Annotated in this window: 14 protein-coding genes; 8 read left to right on the plus strand and 6 right to left on the minus strand. The window is 66.8% G+C overall.

Features of this window, described 5'->3' with window-relative positions; translation table 11 throughout:
• Positions 1-12: 12 nt before the first annotated feature.
• Complete coding sequence (locus AC5P7I_RS16470) at positions 13-2,283, minus strand: TonB-dependent receptor (RefSeq protein WP_049408885.1); 2,271 nt, start codon at positions 2,281-2,283, stop codon at positions 13-15.
• A 157-nt stretch (positions 2,284-2,440) separates the two neighbouring features.
• Here AC5P7I_RS16470 and AC5P7I_RS16475 point away from each other — a divergent pair, with 157 nt between their 5' ends.
• Complete coding sequence (locus AC5P7I_RS16475) at positions 2,441-3,460, plus strand: TIGR00266 family protein (protein WP_164077262.1); 1,020 nt, start codon at positions 2,441-2,443, stop codon at positions 3,458-3,460.
• Positions 3,461-3,664: 204 nt separating this feature from the next.
• A complete protein-coding gene (locus tag AC5P7I_RS16480) occupies positions 3,665-4,657 on the plus strand; it encodes a patatin-like phospholipase family protein (RefSeq protein ID WP_032958418.1) in 993 nt (330 codons plus the stop codon).
• Between the two features lie 39 nt (positions 4,658-4,696).
• On the opposite strand, the gene AC5P7I_RS16485 is transcribed toward AC5P7I_RS16480, so the two are convergent.
• Positions 4,697-5,182, minus strand: a complete 486-nt coding sequence (locus AC5P7I_RS16485; protein WP_049446786.1) for an Lrp/AsnC family transcriptional regulator — start codon at positions 5,180-5,182, stop codon at positions 4,697-4,699.
• A gap of 125 nt (positions 5,183-5,307) precedes the next feature.
• On the opposite strand from AC5P7I_RS16485, the gene phhA reads away from it, so the two are divergent.
• Positions 5,308-6,201 carry a phenylalanine 4-monooxygenase gene (phhA, locus tag AC5P7I_RS16490; RefSeq protein ID WP_164077263.1) on the plus strand — a complete coding sequence of 298 codons (894 nt, stop codon included), beginning with the start codon at positions 5,308-5,310 and terminating at the stop codon, positions 6,199-6,201.
• Between the two features lie 106 nt (positions 6,202-6,307).
• Here phhA and AC5P7I_RS16495 read toward each other — a convergent pair whose 3' ends face one another.
• The gene (locus AC5P7I_RS16495; protein ID WP_041862907.1) at positions 6,308-7,363 is read right to left on the minus strand and encodes a LacI family DNA-binding transcriptional regulator; all 1,056 of its coding nucleotides are present in this window, start codon (positions 7,361-7,363) and stop codon (positions 6,308-6,310) included.
• 240 nt (positions 7,364-7,603) lie between these two features.
• Between AC5P7I_RS16495 and AC5P7I_RS16500 the strand changes: the two genes are divergently transcribed.
• The 4 genes from AC5P7I_RS16500 to AC5P7I_RS16515 all read left to right on the plus strand — a co-directional run bounded on the left by AC5P7I_RS16500 (position 7,604) and on the right by AC5P7I_RS16515 (position 10,634).
• Entirely contained in the window at positions 7,604-8,194 is a 591-nt protein-coding gene (locus tag AC5P7I_RS16500) for a cysteine dioxygenase family protein (RefSeq protein ID WP_014645425.1), read from the plus strand.
• Positions 8,195-8,311: 117 nt separating this feature from the next.
• On the plus strand, positions 8,312-8,950 hold the full coding sequence (gene eda / locus AC5P7I_RS16505; protein ID WP_262087903.1) for a bifunctional 4-hydroxy-2-oxoglutarate aldolase/2-dehydro-3-deoxy-phosphogluconate aldolase: 639 nt from the start codon (positions 8,312-8,314) through the stop codon (positions 8,948-8,950).
• Between the two features lie 96 nt (positions 8,951-9,046).
• Positions 9,047-10,075 (plus strand): alcohol dehydrogenase AdhP, encoded by a 1,029-nt coding sequence (adhP, locus tag AC5P7I_RS16510; protein WP_014645423.1) that lies wholly within the window; start codon positions 9,047-9,049, stop codon positions 10,073-10,075.
• A 166-nt stretch (positions 10,076-10,241) separates the two neighbouring features.
• Positions 10,242-10,634 (plus strand): hypothetical protein, encoded by a 393-nt coding sequence (locus AC5P7I_RS16515; protein ID WP_014645422.1) that lies wholly within the window; start codon positions 10,242-10,244, stop codon positions 10,632-10,634.
• Between the two features lie 75 nt (positions 10,635-10,709).
• On the opposite strand, the gene ligD is transcribed toward AC5P7I_RS16515, so the two are convergent.
• The 3 genes from ligD to AC5P7I_RS16530 all read right to left on the minus strand — a co-directional run bounded on the left by ligD (position 10,710) and on the right by AC5P7I_RS16530 (position 14,689).
• Entirely contained in the window at positions 10,710-13,202 is a 2,493-nt protein-coding gene (gene ligD, locus AC5P7I_RS16520) for a DNA ligase D (RefSeq protein WP_262087902.1), read from the minus strand.
• Positions 13,203-13,205: 3 nt separating this feature from the next.
• A complete protein-coding gene (gene ku / locus AC5P7I_RS16525) occupies positions 13,206-14,126 on the minus strand; it encodes a non-homologous end joining protein Ku (RefSeq protein WP_049408879.1) in 921 nt (306 codons plus the stop codon).
• 164 nt (positions 14,127-14,290) lie between these two features.
• A complete protein-coding gene (locus AC5P7I_RS16530) occupies positions 14,291-14,689 on the minus strand; it encodes a hypothetical protein (protein WP_014035432.1) in 399 nt (132 codons plus the stop codon).
• A 146-nt stretch (positions 14,690-14,835) separates the two neighbouring features.
• On the opposite strand from AC5P7I_RS16530, the gene AC5P7I_RS16535 reads away from it, so the two are divergent.
• Positions 14,836-15,180 (plus strand): hypothetical protein, encoded by a 345-nt coding sequence (locus tag AC5P7I_RS16535; protein ID WP_142235492.1) that lies wholly within the window; start codon positions 14,836-14,838, stop codon positions 15,178-15,180.
• Positions 15,181-15,182: the final 2 nt, after the last annotated feature.

A 15,182-nucleotide genomic window follows, 5' to 3' on the forward strand; every position in this document is an offset into this window, starting at 1 on the left:
GCAGCCACCGCATCAGAACTTCGCGGTGAACTCCACGCCCCAGGTACGCGGCTCGTTGAGGAAGCCGGTCAGGTTGTTGAAGTCGATCGCGCCGACCACGCGGGTCTGGTTGGTCAGGTTGCGACCGAACACCGCCACGTCGTACTGGCCGTAATCCCAGTTGTAGCCCAGGCGCAGGCCGCCTTCCAGCGAACTACGGCCGCGGAATTCCGGCGACTCGTAGATGAAGAAGTTCACCGCACTGCGGTAGGCCCAGTCGGTGTAGGCGTACAGCTCGCTGCCATCGCTGAGCGGGAAGCCCACGCGCAGGGTCGCGTTGTGGATCCACTTCGGCGCCTGCGGCAGCGGGTTGCCGTTCACCAGCGCATAGGTCTGGCCGTTGATCACCGTGGTCGGGTCGGTGATGGTGCAGCCACCGCCGCAGATCGCCACCGCCAGGTTCTTGTCCTTGATCTCGGTGTCGTTGTAGCTGCTGCCGAAGGTCAGCAGGACGTTGTCGGCCAGGTAGGCCTCCAGGTCCAGCTCGACGCCCTGGCCGATGGTCTTGTCGGCGTTGAGCAGGGTGGCGGTGTTGTTGCTGCCGCCCACCGCGATCAGCTGCTGGCCATCGACGTTGTAGCGGAACACGCTCAGGCCCAGGCGCGCGCGGCGCTCGAACAGGTCGGCCTTGATGCCGGCCTCGTACGAGATCACCTTCTCCGAATCGGCCTGCGACAGGCCTGGCGCGAAGGCCAGGCGGCCCTGGATCGACGGCGCGCGGAAGCCCTTGGCCACGCGGGCATAGGCGTTGATGTCGTCGGTCAGCTTGTAGACGCCGCTGAGGTCCCAGCTGACGTCGTTGACGTCGGTGTTGGCCAGGTACGGGCCACTGACCGGGGTGCCGAACGGAACGGCCTGCAGCACGCTGGCGCTGAAGTCCTTCTTGTCCTGGGTGTAGCGCACGCCGGCACGCAGCTTGAAGCGGTCGGTGACATCGAAGTCACCCGAGGCGAACACCGCCCAGGCCTTGTTGCGCTGGTTCTGCACCACGTGGCCGGTCTGCGGATTGCCCGGGGCCAGCGAGTCGTAGTTGAAGTTGTTGATGGTCACGTCTTCATCGAAGTAGAAGACGCCGGCCTGCCAGTCGAAGCGGCCCCACTCGTTGGACTCGATGCGGACTTCCTGCGTCCACTGGCGGTGATGCGGCAGGCCGTCAGCCGACTCCGACGAGAACGGAATCAGGCCGGGGCCGTAGTTGCCGGCGCCAAGGAACGCCGCGCCGTAGCCACCGTCGATGTCACCGCGGTTGAGCGATTCGGCGGTTTCGTAGCCGGTGATCGAGTGCAGCGTCACCGAGCCGAGGTTCCACTGCAGGCGCGCGCTGCCACCCCAGGTCTTCAGGTCGGAGAAGTTGACGCCGTCGTTGGCCACCTTGTCGCGGTCGAAGTTCTCGACCAGCGAGTTGCCACCCTTCTCGATGATGTTGGCGCGGAACAGGCGGGCGGTGCCATTGAGCTTGCGCTTGTGCAGGTTGAACAGCGCTTCGAAGTCATCGCCTTCGTACAGGAACTGCACGCGGCCGGCGGCTTCGTCATAGCCTTCGAAGCCACTGTTGGGAGCGCCGACGCGGGTGTTGTCGACCCAGTCATCGCGGCGCTGGTAGATCGCCGAGACGCGTGCCGACCAGCGATCGGTCAGCGGGCCGCCGTAGGCGCCCTGTACGTTCCAGCTGTTGTAGCTGCCGTAGCCGACGCGGATGTAGCCATCGGCATCCTGCGACGGACGCGCCGAATCGAACTTGACCACGCCGGCCGGGGTGTTGCGGCCGAACAGCGTGCCCTGCGGACCACGCAGCACTTCCACGTTGGCCAGGTCGAACAGCGGGAAGCCCTTCAGCAGCGGGCTTTCCTGCACCACGTCGTCGTACACCAGCGACACCGGCTGCGACGCATTGAGGTCGAAGTCGGTGTTGCCCAGGCCGCGGATGTAGAAGCGCGGGAAGGCACGGCCGTAGGACGACTCGATGTTGAGGCTGGGCACGCGTGCGGCCAGGAAACGGATGTCATCGCCGGCCGAACCGAGCACATCCAGCTTCTCGCCCTGGATCGCGGAGAGCGCGACCGGCACGTCCTTGGCGTTCTCGACACGGCGCTGCGCGGTCACCTGCAGGGCGTCGAGGGCAACCGGATCCTTGGCAGCGGGGGTTTCCTGGGCGGCTGCTACCAGCGGCAGCAGGGCGGAAAGAGCGGCAACGAGGGGGCGCGCGACCGGAAATCGGCCACGGGAAGTGCGGGTCGGGGACATGGCGGTAGGCTGTGTTTGGAGGGGTGGTAAAACGGCGCTACCAGATAATTGTTGCAATACAGCACCTACGCCGCAAATGCCCGCCGTTCATGGCCCCGTCGCCGGCACCCCCGGGCGCTCGCTAGACTCGGGGTTTCCACGCGACGGACCCGCCGCCATGACCCAGTGGTACTTCCATGCCTCCGCCCAGGCCGAGCGCATCGGCCCGCTTGATGACGGGGCCGCACGCCGCTACGCGCAGGCCAATCCACGCGCCCTGGCATGGTGCCAGGGCATGAGCGGGTGGACGCCGATCGCCGAGGTGGCCGAGCTGCAGGCTCCGGCCCCGGGCATGCCCAACACACCGCCGCCGGTCCCGGTCGCCGCCGGCGCCAGCGGCCGCGCCGACGACATCGAGTTCCGCATCGTCGGCCATGAAATGCAGTTCGTGGAGCTCGAGCTCGACCCCGGCGAGAGCGCCATTGCCGAGGCCGGCGCCTTGATGTTCAAGGACGCCACGGTACAGATGGACACGGTGTTTGGCGCTGCCAACGGTGACCAGGGCGGCTTCATGGGCAAGGTGATGGCCGCCGGCCGCCGTGTGCTGACCGGCGAGAGCCTGTTCGCCACCGTCTACACCCAGAGCGGGCATGGCAAGGGCAAGGTCGCCTTCGCCGCGCCCTACCCCGGCACGGTGCTGGCGATGAAACTGGACCAGCACGGCGGCCGCCTGATCTGCCAGAAGGACAGCTTCCTGGCCGGCGCGCGCGGCGTGCAGATCGGCGTGCAGTTCCAGCGCAGGATCATGACCGGCCTGTTCGGCGGCGAGGGCTTCATCATGCAGAAGCTGGAAGGCGACGGCTGGGTGTTCATCCACGCCGGTGGCTGCGTGATCGAGCGCGAGCTGGCCGCCGGCGAGCGCCTGGACGTGGATACCGGCTGCGTGGTGGCCTACCACTCCAGCGTGGACATGGACGTGCGCCGGGTGGCCGGCATCAAGAGCATGCTGTTCGGCGGCGAAGGCGTGTTCCTGGCCACGCTGACCGGCCCCGGCAAGGTCTGGCTGCAGTCGCTGCCGTTCTCGCGCCTGGCCGGCCGCATGTGGATGGCCGCACCGCAGGGCGGCGGCCAGAGCCGCGGCGAAGGCTCGGTGCTGGGCGGCCTGGGCCGGATGCTGGATGGTGACAACCGGTTCTGACCCACTCATTTGGTAGGTGCCAACCTTGGTTGGCACATTCCTTCAGCGCGCGACCAGGCATTTGTGCGGACCAAGGTCCGCACCCACCAGAAGCGATTCACGTTTTTTTTGCTGAATAGGGAGTTCCCCCCACCCTGCCCGCCCCGCCACGGCTTCGGTATGCTGGCGCCCTTTCCTGAATCCAGCGCCGCGAGCGCACTGCCGATGAGCCTGTTCCGCCCCCGCATGCTGCTGTCCGTCGCCCTGATCGGCCTGCTGGCCGGCTGCGGTGGCGACCCGGTCCGCCCCACGCCGCCGCCGGCGCCGACCGTGGTGCCGCAGGCCAAGCCGATCAGGATCGGCATCGCCCTCGGTGGCGGCGCGGCCAAGGGCTTCGCGCACATCGGCGTGATCAAGATGCTGGAAGCCAACGGCTTCGAGCCGGCCGTGGTCTCCGGCACCAGCGCCGGCAGCGTGGTCGGTGCGCTGTATGCCAGCGGCATGGACGCCTTCCAGATGCAGAGCAAGGCAGTCGCGCTGGACGAAGCCAGCATCCGCGACGTGCGCCTGTTCTCCGGTGGCCTGGTGCAGGGCCAGAAGCTGCAGGACTACGTCAACGAGCAGGTCGCCAACCGTCCCGCCGAGCGCCTGAAGAAACCGTTCGCCGCCGTTGCCACCCAGCTGGAAACGGGCGAGCGCGCGATCTTCGTGCGCGGCAACGTCGGCCAGGCGGTGCGCGCGTCGAGCAGCATCCCCGGTGTGTTCGAGCCGGTGAAGATCGGCGGCCGCAATTACATCGACGGCGGCGTGGTCAGCCCGGTGCCGGTGGATGCCGCGCGCCAGCTCGGCGCCGACTTCGTGATCGCCGTGGACATCTCCAGCAAGGCCAGCGGCAAGGCACCGACGGACATGCTGGGCATCGTCAACCAGTCCATCTCGATCATGGGCCAGCGCCTGGGCGAGCAGGAGCTGGCGCGCGCCGACATCGTCATCCGTCCGAAGGTACTGGACATCGGCGCCGCCGATTTCAGCCAGCGCGGCACCGCGATCCTGGAAGGCGAGAAGGCCGCAATGGCGGCCATGCCGCAGATCCGCGCGAAGATCCAGCAGTTGCAGCGCGCGCGCGCCGCCGCGGCGGCACCCGCGCCGGTGGCCGCACCAAAGTGCGAGGAAGCCTCGCGCCTGGGCAAGCTGATGGGCCGCAAGGACAAGTGCTGATCCATTGATGCCAGGCCACCGGGCACGCCTGGTGGCTGCTCAGGGCTCCAGCTGCGACAACGGCAACGCCTGGAAACCCTTCACCGTGCGCAGCACGAAGCTGGAATTGGCATCGGCCACGCCGCCGGCGTTGAGCAGCCGGTCCAGCAGGAAGTGCGAGAAGTGCTCCAGGTCGCGCACGTAGACGTGCAGCAGGTAGTCCATGTCGCCGGTCAGCGCATGGCAGGCCACCACTTCATCCCAGCCCTGCACGCTGTCCACGAAGTGGCCAATGGCGGCCTGGTCATGCTTTTCCAGCTGCACGCGCACGAAGGCCTGCAGGCCCAGGCGCAGCTGGCGCGGTTCCAGCCGCGCGCCATAGCCGACGATCACGCCCTCGCTTTCCAGCCGCTGCAGGCGGCGCAGGCAGGCCGAGGGCGAGAGGTTCACCCGTGTCGCCAGCTCGGCGTTGGTGGCGCGCCCATCCCGCTGGATTTCAGCCAGTAGACGTATATCCGTGCGATCGAACTGGACTTCTCCGGCCATTGTTGCCCCGCAACATGGTGAGTACGCAAGGATATTGCGCCAACAAGGCCAATCGACGCAACTTTTGCAACCCTGTTGCGCGCGCCCTGCCCTAGCATCGTGGGTATCCCGTCAAGGAGTGCCCCATGGACCTCGCCCAGCCCCGCCGCGTCGAACACCAGCAGACCGACAAGGGCTACGTGCCGGTGTATACCACCGCGCTCGTCGAGCAGCCGTGGGACACCTACAGCGCCGACGACCACGCCACCTGGAGCACGCTGTACCAGCGCCAGCGCGAACTGCTGGTCGGCCGCGCCTGCCAGGAGTTCCTGGACGCGCAGGACGAGATGGGCATGAGCGCACACATGATTCCGCGCTTCGACCAGCTCAACGAAGTACTGGGCGCCGCCACCGGCTGGACCCTGGTCGGCGTTGAAGGCCTGCTGCCGGAACTGGATTTCTTCGACCACCTGGCCAACCGCCGTTTCCCGGTGACCTGGTGGATCCGTCGCCCGGACCAGATCGACTACATCGCCGAACCGGACCTGTTCCACGATCTGTTTGGCCACGTGCCGCTGCTGATGAACCCGGTGTTCGCCGACTACATGGAGGCGTACGGCCGTGGCGGCGTCAAGGCCCACGCGATCGGCCCGGATGCACTGCAGAACCTGACCCGCCTGTACTGGTACACGGTGGAGTTTGGCCTGATCGATACGCCCGACGGCCTGCGCATCTACGGCGCCGGCATCGTGTCATCGAAGGGCGAGTCGCTGTACTCGCTGGAATCGACCGCGCCCAACCGCATCGGCTTCGACCTGCAGCGGATCATGCGCACCAAATACCGCATCGACACCTTCCAGAAGACCTACTTCGTCATCGACAGCTTCGAACAGCTGATGCAGGCGACGTCGCCGGACTTCACCCCGATCTACGCGGCACTGGCCGACCAGGCGCATCTGCCGGCGGGCGAGGTGCAGGGCGATGACCGCGTGTTCCAGAAGGGCACGGGTGAAGGCTGGGCCGACGGCGGCGACGTGTAAGCGCGTAACGCACACCGCTCCGCAGTGGAAACGGCGCACCCTGGTGCGCCGTTTTCGTTGTTGCCTGCACCGTTCTGTCGCGACGGCGCAGGCGAGGGCAGGACACTCAGCCGTCCACGGCCCGGCAGGAACCGCGCACCATCAGTTGCGGATGCACGCTGGCCGCAGCCGGCGCCTCCGGTACGTCGGTCTGCACCAGCATCGCGGCAGCCATGCGGCCGATGTCGGAGACGTGGCGGCGTACCGACGTCAGCGGCGGCCACAGGCGCGACGCCAGCGGGCTGTCGTCGTAGCTGACGATCGACAACTGCTGCGGCACCGCGATGCCCGCACGCAATGCCACCTGGTAGACGCCCGCGGCGATTTCGTCGTTGCCGGTGAAGATCGCACTGGGGCGTTGTCCGCCCATCAGCAGGCGTTCGGCGGCATGCACGCCGGACTCGAAGGTGTCGCCCGCTTCCAGCACGCGCTCGCCCGGCAGGGTCACGCCGACCTGGGCCAGCCGATCAAGGAAGCCGTGGGTCCGCTCGCGGGCAGCGCGCCGGTCACCGGGACCGGCAATCACCGCGATGTCGCGGTGGCCGAGCGAGAGCAGGTAGCCCGCAGCCGCCGCCGCACCATCGCGATCGTGGGTGACCACCGCCTGCACGTCTTCTTCCGACGCATGCGCGTTGATGCGGATGTGGCGGCAGTCGATCGCGTCGAGCATCTGCGCCAGCGCCATCGATTCGGAGGCGCGCGGGCCGAGGATCACGCCATGCAGTTTCTGCTGCTGCACGAAACGGCGCACGCCGTCCGCACAGTCCGGATCCTGGCTGTTGCACGGGTGCACCACCAGCTCATAGCCGGTGCCGCGCAGCGCTTCCAGCGCGCCGTGCTGCAGGTCGACAATGCATTGGGCGCCGGGGTCGTCATACACCAGGCCGATCAGGAAGGAGCGGCGGAACGCGAGTCCGCGCGCCAGCGGGTCGGGCACGTAACCGACCTCGCGCATCAACGCCTCGACCTTGTCGCGGGTGTCTTTGCGCACCAGCGGCGAGTTGTTGATGATTCTTGAAACCGTTTTCTTGGAAACTCCCGACAGTCGTGCGATGTCGTTGATCGTGGCAGCCTTGCCTTTCGATGCCGGCAACGCGGCATCGCTCATATTTCGCACTGACATGTATAGAACCAGGTAAGTCGGAGAATTCTAGCCTTGCACCCGTCGGATGCGAAGTTGCGGAACGTCGCAGCGGATCTGAATCGCGTCGTGTTCGACACGTTTTGCTGCGCGAGGTTCCATTGTGATTGCTCTAGTGCCTCTGCATCTGAACCGTTCTTCTGCGCGTGTTCACCCTGAATGCGGACGCGACGCGCGCGAACGCCAACATTCCCTTAACCATGCTCCGCTACAGTCAGGTGCATGGACCTGCAGACCTCTCCGTTTCCGCCGTTCCGTGGCCGCGACCGGTTGATCGCTGCGGTCGACGCGGCGGTGACCGCCGGTGATGCCGGGCGCATCACCGCCGACCTGCAGCTGGCGCTGCAGGAAGCCATAACCGACAGCCGCATCGAATTGCCCGAATGCGTGCATCGGCCGGTCAGTGATCATTACGCGCGACGTCCGCTGTACCACAGCCGCGAACACGGCTACAGCGTGATCGCCATGAGCTGGGGCCCAGGGCAGGGCACGCCGCTGCACGACCACGATGCCATGTGGTGTGTGGAGGGAGTGTGGTTGGGCGAACTGGAGATCACCCGTTACGAGCTGCTGGAGCGCGCCGGCGAGCGCTGGCGTTTCCACCGCCACGCCACGCTGCGCGGAGGCTGCGGCAGTGCCGGCAGCCTGATCCCGCCGCACGAGTACCACACCCTGCGCAACGCCAGCGACGACGCATTGGCGATTTCTGTGCACGTGTACGAGTCGCAGATGGAGCGCTCGGCGGTGTTCGACCCGCTCGGTGGCGACTGGTACCAGCGCCGCATCCAGGCGCTGCAGGCCGACCCGGCCTGACCGGGGCAGGGCGGGGCGACGCTGCCAGCAGCTTCGTGAGCCACGTGGCATCATGCGCCGCTGCGCTGCCGTACCCGGCGGCGATCCGCGATGCCCCGTCGGGCAAGGAGCAAGACCATGTCCAGCGCTGATCCGCGCCTGCGCGCGCTGTTGAAGCTGGCACCGGTGATCCCGGTGTACACCCCCAAAGATGTGAATGAAGCGGTCGACGTCGCCCAGGCACTGTTCCGCGGCGGCCTGCCGGTAATCGAGGTGACGCTGCGCACGCCGCAGGCGCTGGATGCGATCAAGGCGATGGTCGAGGCCGTGCCGGACGCGGTGATCGGTGCCGGCACCGTACTCGACGCCGCGCAGATGCAGGCAGCAAAGCAGGCCGGCGCGCGATTCGCGGTGTCCCCCGGTGCCACGCTGGCGTTGTATGCGGCCGCGCGTGATGCCGACCTGCCGTACCTGCCCGGTGCCGCCACCGCCTCGGACCTGATCCTGGGCCTGGAGCATGGCCAGGACACCTTCAAGTTCTTCCCGGCGGTACAGGCCGGCGGCGCCGCGCTACTGGCCGCCTGGCACGGGCCGTTCGCCGATGTGCGCTTCTGCCCGACCGGTGGCATCAGTGCGCAGACCGCGCCGCAGTTCCTGCACCTGCCCAACGTGCTGTGCGTGGGCGGTTCGTGGCTGACCACCCCGGCACTGCTGCAGACCCGCGACTGGGAGGCGATCGAACGCCTGGCCCGCGAGGCGTCCGTGCTGGCCAGCTGAACCTGCTCCGCGAATCTTCAAAGGTTTGATCGTGATCAAAGCGCCGGCCTCGTGCCGGCGTCATTCTGTGGGCAAGCGCACTACGGAGATCCGAACATGAATTCGACCATGAAGGCCGCTGTCGTGCGTGAGTTCGGCAAGCCACTGGTGATCGAGGAAGTCTCGGTACCACGCCCGGGGGCGGGCGAGGTACTGGTCAGGATCGAGGCCTGTGGCGTCTGCCACACCGACCTGCACGCCGCCGAGGGCGACTGGCCGGTGAAACCGAACCCGCCGTTCATCCCCGGCCACGAGGGCGTGGGGCACGTCGTGGCCGTGGGAGGCGGGGTAGGGCACGTCAAGGAAGGCGACAGGGTCGGCATCCCCTGGTTGTACTCGGCGTGTGGCCATTGCGAACACTGCCTGGGTGGCTGGGAAACGCTGTGCGAGACACAGCGCAATACCGGTTACTCGGTCAACGGCGGCTTCGCCGAGTACGCACTGGCCGATGCCAACTATGTCGGCCTGCTTCCGAAGGACGTGGGCTTCGTCGAGATCGCACCGGTGCTGTGCGCCGGCGTGACCGTCTACAAGGGCCTGAAGGTCACCGACACCAAGCCCGGCGACTGGGTGGCGATTTCCGGCATCGGTGGCCTGGGCCACATGGCGGTGCAGTACGCCCGTGCGATGGGCCTGAACGTGGCTGCGGTGGACGTGGACGACAACAAGCTGGCATTGGCCCGGCAGCTCGGCGCGCAGATCACCGTGAACGCGCGTACCACCGATCCGGCCGCCTTCCTCAGGAAGGAGATCGGCGGCGCGCACGGCGCCCTGGTCACGGCGGTCTCACCGAAGGCGTTCGAGCAGGCGCTGGGCATGGTCCGCCGTGGCGGCACCGTCTCGCTCAACGGACTGCCGCCCGGTAATTTCCCGCTGGACATCTTCGGCATGGTGCTCAACGGCATCACCGTGCGCGGCTCGATCGTCGGCACCCGGCTGGACCTGCAGGAGTCGCTGCAGTTCGCCGCCGAAGGCAAGGTCGCGGCCACGGTCAGCACCGACCGCCTGGAGAACATCAACGACGTGTTCGCGCGCATGCACGCGGGCACCATTGAGGGCCGCGTGGTACTCGACTTCGCCGCCTGACCGCCTGTGCATGGCCGTCGTCGCTCCGTCCCCCTCTCCCACGGACGCGGCGGCCATGCCGATCCATCGGTAGTGCCGGCCGCTGGCCGGCAAACCCCAGGCGGTTCGGTAGTGCCGGCCGCTGGCCGGCAACGCGGGCACTCTGTGGCCGCCGTACAATGCGCGCATGCCCGGCCTGCTCAAGACCCTGTTCCTGTCCATCGTCGCCCTGATCGGCGGCGTCCTGTCGCTTGCGCTGGTCAGCAGCGTCGCCAGCTGGCTGCCCCCGTTGCTGGGCCTGTCGCCGGACAACAACAGCGTGCAGCTGGGCTGGGACCTCACCTTCAGCGTTCTTGGTGGCATCGCGGGCGTTTCCTTTGCCACCTATTACGCCCCCTGCTGGCCGCGTTCGCATGGCTTCTCGATCTGGTCGCTGATCGCGCTGGGCTGTGGCTACGCGATGTGGACGGCCGGTGCGGATTTCCCGTTCTGGTTCGTCATTTCGCTGCTGGCATCGCTGCCGCTGCAACTGCTGGCCGGTTGGTGGTTCGGCCGTCGCGCCTCGCGCGACGCAGGGTAACGCCGCCTTTGTAGAGCCGAGCCCATGCTCGGCTTTCATGCACATCGACACATGCAGCCGAGCATGGGCTCGGCTCTACAGGTCCATGCGCGGCAGCGTCTGCTTCAACTGCGCGATGCCCTGCCATGGGTCACTCTTCAGGCGTTGCGCCCTCGCCAGCGCCTTGCCCATGGGAAAGGCGTCGGCAGCACTGATACGCGCCAGTTCCTCCCAGCGCAGCGGCACTGCCACACCGGCGGAATCGCGCGCGCGCAGCGACCACGAGCACACGCTGGTGGCCCCTCGGGTGTTGCGCAACCAGTCGATGAAGATGACGCCACTGCGCTTGGCCTTGCTCATCGTCGCCACATAGCGATCAGGTTGCTCCTTTGCCATTGCCTGCGCAAAGGCCTCGCAGAACGCCTTCGCCTCGTCCCAGCCGGCCTTGGGCTGCAGCGGTACCACCACATGCAGCCCCTTGCCGCCAGACAGCCGCACGAAGCTCTCCAGGCCCACCTGCTGCAGACGATCACGCACATCACGTGCACCCGATTTCACCTGTGCCCAGCTGACGCCGTTGCCAGGATCGAGATCGAATACCAGTCGATCCGGATGCTCGGTGTCTGCTACGGTCGCACCCCACGGATGCAGCTCCAGCGTGTTCATCTGCACCAGCTGCAGCAGGCCCCGTGCGTCGTCGATATAGACGTAGTCCTCGCGGCCGCTCTTCTGCTGCAGGGGCACCGCGTGCACCGCGTCGCCCAGGCCGGGGCCATGATGCTTCTGGAAGAAACAGGCCTTGCCCACCCCATCGGGGCAGCGCAGCAATGACAGCGGCCGTCCCGCAATTTCGGGCAGGATCCAGCGCGCCATGCGCCGGTAATAGTCGGCCACGTCGCCTTTGCCCAGTCCCTGACTGGGAAACACCACCCGCTCCGGATGCGTGATCTGGACCTCACCCCCGGCTTCAGCAACTGCTGTTGCGTTGCTCATTCCCAGGTCCTCCTTCTGCTTGTCGCTGCGCAGCCGCTTGAAACTGGCCTGGCGCAGCAGGCCTTCCTTGCCCCAGCCACGGAACGCCACTTCCGCCACCGTCACCGGCTTCACCCAGCGCACGCTGGCGGCGCGGAACGGCACATGCGCCGGAAGCTGCAGCACGGGCGTCTTTACTGCCAGTGGCTGCAATGCCTTGAGCAGCGCGCGCAGGTTCTCGTCGTCGAAGCCGGTACCGACGCGGCCCACATAGCGCAGACCCTCCTTGTCCGGCGTTGCCAGCAACAATGATCCGAAACCCACCCGCGAGCCCCTGGGGGCCGTGTAGCCGACAATCACGAACTCGTCGGTGTCTTCGTGCTTCACCTTCACCCAGCTGCGCGCGCGGGTATTCACGTACGGGGCATCCACCTGCTTGCTGACGATGCCTTCGAATCCGGCCTGGCCACTGGCATCGAACACCTGCGGGCCCTGGTCGATCACATGTTCGCTGAAGGCCAGGATGCCGGGCACCGGTCCGATGAGATCCTTCAGCAGCGCTTTGCGTTCCAGCAATGGCGCACGACTGATGTCCGCGTTGGCCACACCCGGAAGATCGAACACGATGTAGCGCAGCGGTTGCTTCGAGCTTCCATCGATCACGCGCTGCAACGCTGCGAAATCGCTGCGCCCTTCCTTGTCCAGCACCACCAGCTCACCGTCCAGGCGCGCATCGCGCACCGGCAGCGCCTGCACGGCCTGCACGACCTCGGGGAAGTCATCGGTCCAATCCAGGCCATTGCGGGAGCGGAGCTTCACCTCGCCGTCGTGCAGATCGGCCAGCAGGCGATAGCCGTCCCACTTGATCTCGTGCAGCCAACGCGCGCCGTCCGGCGCGCTGTCGCGATGATCGGTCAATTGCGGTTTGAACCCATGCGGGTAGGGCGTGTCACGTGCGCCGTCCAGTTTCAGCGCGCGCGCATGCCAGCGTGCATCGGCCTTGCGGGTAGCCGTGCGTGCGGCGGGCACAGCACGCCCTGCCTTCCCCCCAGTGCGCTTCATCACGGTGGATGCGCGCTTGGGCACGTACGCGTCCAGCAGATCGTCTGCTTCGGCATCGCGCGCCTGCTCGTCGTCGCGCTTGATCAGCAGCCACTGCACCTGGCGTCCCTTCATTGCCGTGCGCACCAGCTTCCAGCCACCGGCCAGGCGTTGTCCATGCAGTACGAAGTCGATCTTTCCAGCTGCCAGCGCCTGCAGTGGATCGCCTTCGCAGGCCCAGGTGCCCTGATCGAACACCTCCACGTGCCCCGCGCCGTAGTGGCCTTCGGGAATGTCGCCCTCGAAGCCAGCGTAGGACAACGGGTGATCTTCCACTTCCACGGCCAGCCGCTTTTCACCGACGCGCAGGGAAGGCCCCTTGGGCACCGCCCAGCTCTTCAGTACGCCGTCCATTTCCAGGCGGAAGTCATAGTGACGCGAACTGGCATGATGCAGCTGGATGACGAAGGTTGGCCGCCGCTGCGGATCACCGCGTGCGGGTGTGTCGTCAGGCTCCGGCGTCTGCCCTGTGCCTCCGCCAAGCCGGCGCTTGCGCCGGTACTGGTGCAGCGACATGGTTCAACCTGCCTTGCGCCGTGGTGCGGCCTTCTTTGCAGCCTTCTTCGTTGTCTTCTTTGCGGCCTTCTTCACCGTCGACTTTGCGGCTGCCTTGCGCGTTGCGGTCTTCTTCGCCGGCGTGCGCTTGTTCGCATCCAGGCTCTTCTGCAGCAACGCCATGAAGTCGACAACGTTCGTTGTCGCATCCTCGTGTGGTGCGGGCTCATCTTCCACCCGCGTGGTGCCGCCCTTGGACTTGATGCGCTTGTTCAGCACCTGCTGCAGGCGCTCGCGGAATTCATCGTGGTAGTGCGATGGGTCCCAATCGCCGGACATCGACTCGATCAACTGCTCGGCCATCGCCGTTTCCTTGCTGGTGATGCGGTAGTCGGACAGCTTGCCGGCAGGCAGCTTGTAGTCCTCGGGATCCACCAGTTCCTGCGGATAGCGCAGGATCATCAGCACCAGCGCGTCCGCATGCGGCATCACCGCACACAGGTACTCGCGCGTGCGCACCACCACCCGGGCAATGCCTACCTTGCCGGTACTGCGCAGCGTTTCGCGCAGGAGCACGTAGCCCTTTTCGGCCTTCTTGCCGGGCACCAGCAGGTACGGCTTCTCGTAGTAGCGCGGGTCGATCTGCGCTGCGTCCACGAAGGATTCCACCTCCACCGCTTCGTGGCTTTCCGGCGCCGCCGAGCGGATGTCGCCTTCCTCCAGCACGACATAACTGCCCTTGTCGTACTCATAGGCTTTGACGATGTCCTTCCAGGGCACTTCCTCGCCGGTGTCGGCATTGACCCTTTCGAAACGGATCGGCTTGCGATCGCGCGAGTCGAGCATGCGGAACTGCAGGTCAACCTTGCGTTCGCCGGACATCAGCGACACCGGCACATTGAGCAGTCCGAAGGACAGCGTACCGGTCCAGATCGGGCGGGCCATGGACGCACCTTTGATGGGGCAGGGCACCCAGCTTCGGATGGGCGGTGTAAACCACCCGTGTCGATACCGTGCACGTGGGTTCCACGCAGGTGCGGTAGTGCCGGCCGCCGGCCGGCAGAGCTCGCGGCCTCAAGTGTCCTGGGGTTGCCGGCCAGCGGCCGGCACTACTGCAGCAACGGCCTCACCGCCGCCGCCGGAATATGGTCCAGCGCGCGCCAGGCGTCCTCCACCACCGGCCGCGCCTGCGACCAGCCCAGCCGCGACTGCCCGCGCATCTGTTCCCAGTGCTCGGCCAATTCCTCGCAGGTATCGGCAGCGTCGCCGCGCGGCCAGTCGGCAGCATGGGTGGTCAACGCGAAGGCATAGACCGGGCACAGGTCACGCCAGTTGCGATGACTTTGCCCGCGACGTTCCTCGTAGTCACTGAGCATGTACTGCAGATAGTCCTGGGCCACCGCCTGCGGATCCTCATGGCGGCGCGTGCGGCGCTGCGCGGTACGTTGGCCGAGCGGATCGAGCAGGGCGTTGAACACGGACGGTGCGGGTCGTTCAAGACGGGGCATGGCCGGCTCCTGCAGCGGGGGCGGGTGGGCAGGAATACGCGCGGTGCCGTTACCAGCGGGTGAGCGAGATGTTCATGACGCCAGGTTCGCGGCGGCTTTACCTGCGTCGCGGTGTAGTGGGAACCCCGAGCGCAGGTAGCCAGACCATGAGCCGAGAGACCTCCCGCGACCCGCTGCGCGCAAACCACCCGCCCATTCCGGGCGAGCAGCGCGGCAAACGCGATGCCGACAACGCCGACTACCGTGGCACCGGCGCACCGTTCTTCGATGCCGAGCACGGGAGCGACCATCTGCCGGTGAAGCGCGAGGCTGAACAGGCAGCGCAGGACCGCAAGGATGGCGGTGACCGCCATCGCGGTGGCCAGGAAAGCCCGCTCAAGCGCCGCGAACGCAAGCAGCGCGCCAGCGACAACCAGGACGAAGCGCTGGAGGAGACCTTCCCGGCCAGCGACCCGACATCGCCGTTCGTGCCAGCCAAGGCCCCCGACTGACG

It is taken from the genome of Stenotrophomonas sp. YJH_SMC_138, from assembly GCF_059369855.1.

Excerpts from the sequence above, each read along its gene's own strand:
- AC5P7I_RS16475 (WP_164077262.1), top strand. The coding sequence starts at position 2,441 with ATGACCCAGTGGTACTTCCATGCCTCCGCCCAGGCCGAGCGCATCGGC.
- adhP (WP_014645423.1), top strand. The coding sequence starts at position 9,047 with ATGAATTCGACCATGAAGGCCGCTGTCGTGCGTGAGTTCGGCAAGCCA.
- AC5P7I_RS16495 (WP_041862907.1), bottom strand. The coding sequence starts at position 7,363 with ATGTCAGTGCGAAATATGAGCGATGCCGCGTTGCCGGCATCGAAAGGC.
- AC5P7I_RS16485 (WP_049446786.1), bottom strand. The coding sequence starts at position 5,182 with ATGGCCGGAGAAGTCCAGTTCGATCGCACGGATATACGTCTACTGGCT.
- eda (WP_262087903.1), top strand. The coding sequence starts at position 8,312 with ATGTCCAGCGCTGATCCGCGCCTGCGCGCGCTGTTGAAGCTGGCACCG.
- ligD (WP_262087902.1), bottom strand. The coding sequence starts at position 13,202 with ATGTCGCTGCACCAGTACCGGCGCAAGCGCCGGCTTGGCGGAGGCACA.
- phhA (WP_164077263.1), top strand. The coding sequence starts at position 5,308 with ATGGACCTCGCCCAGCCCCGCCGCGTCGAACACCAGCAGACCGACAAG.
- AC5P7I_RS16530 (WP_014035432.1), bottom strand. The coding sequence starts at position 14,689 with ATGCCCCGTCTTGAACGACCCGCACCGTCCGTGTTCAACGCCCTGCTC.
- AC5P7I_RS16535 (WP_142235492.1), top strand. The coding sequence starts at position 14,836 with ATGAGCCGAGAGACCTCCCGCGACCCGCTGCGCGCAAACCACCCGCCC.
- ku (WP_049408879.1), bottom strand. The coding sequence starts at position 14,126 with ATGGCCCGCCCGATCTGGACCGGTACGCTGTCCTTCGGACTGCTCAAT.
- AC5P7I_RS16515 (WP_014645422.1), top strand. The coding sequence starts at position 10,242 with ATGCCCGGCCTGCTCAAGACCCTGTTCCTGTCCATCGTCGCCCTGATC.
- AC5P7I_RS16480 (WP_032958418.1), top strand. The coding sequence starts at position 3,665 with ATGAGCCTGTTCCGCCCCCGCATGCTGCTGTCCGTCGCCCTGATCGGC.
- AC5P7I_RS16470 (WP_049408885.1), bottom strand. The coding sequence starts at position 2,283 with ATGTCCCCGACCCGCACTTCCCGTGGCCGATTTCCGGTCGCGCGCCCC.
- AC5P7I_RS16500 (WP_014645425.1), top strand. The coding sequence starts at position 7,604 with ATGGACCTGCAGACCTCTCCGTTTCCGCCGTTCCGTGGCCGCGACCGG.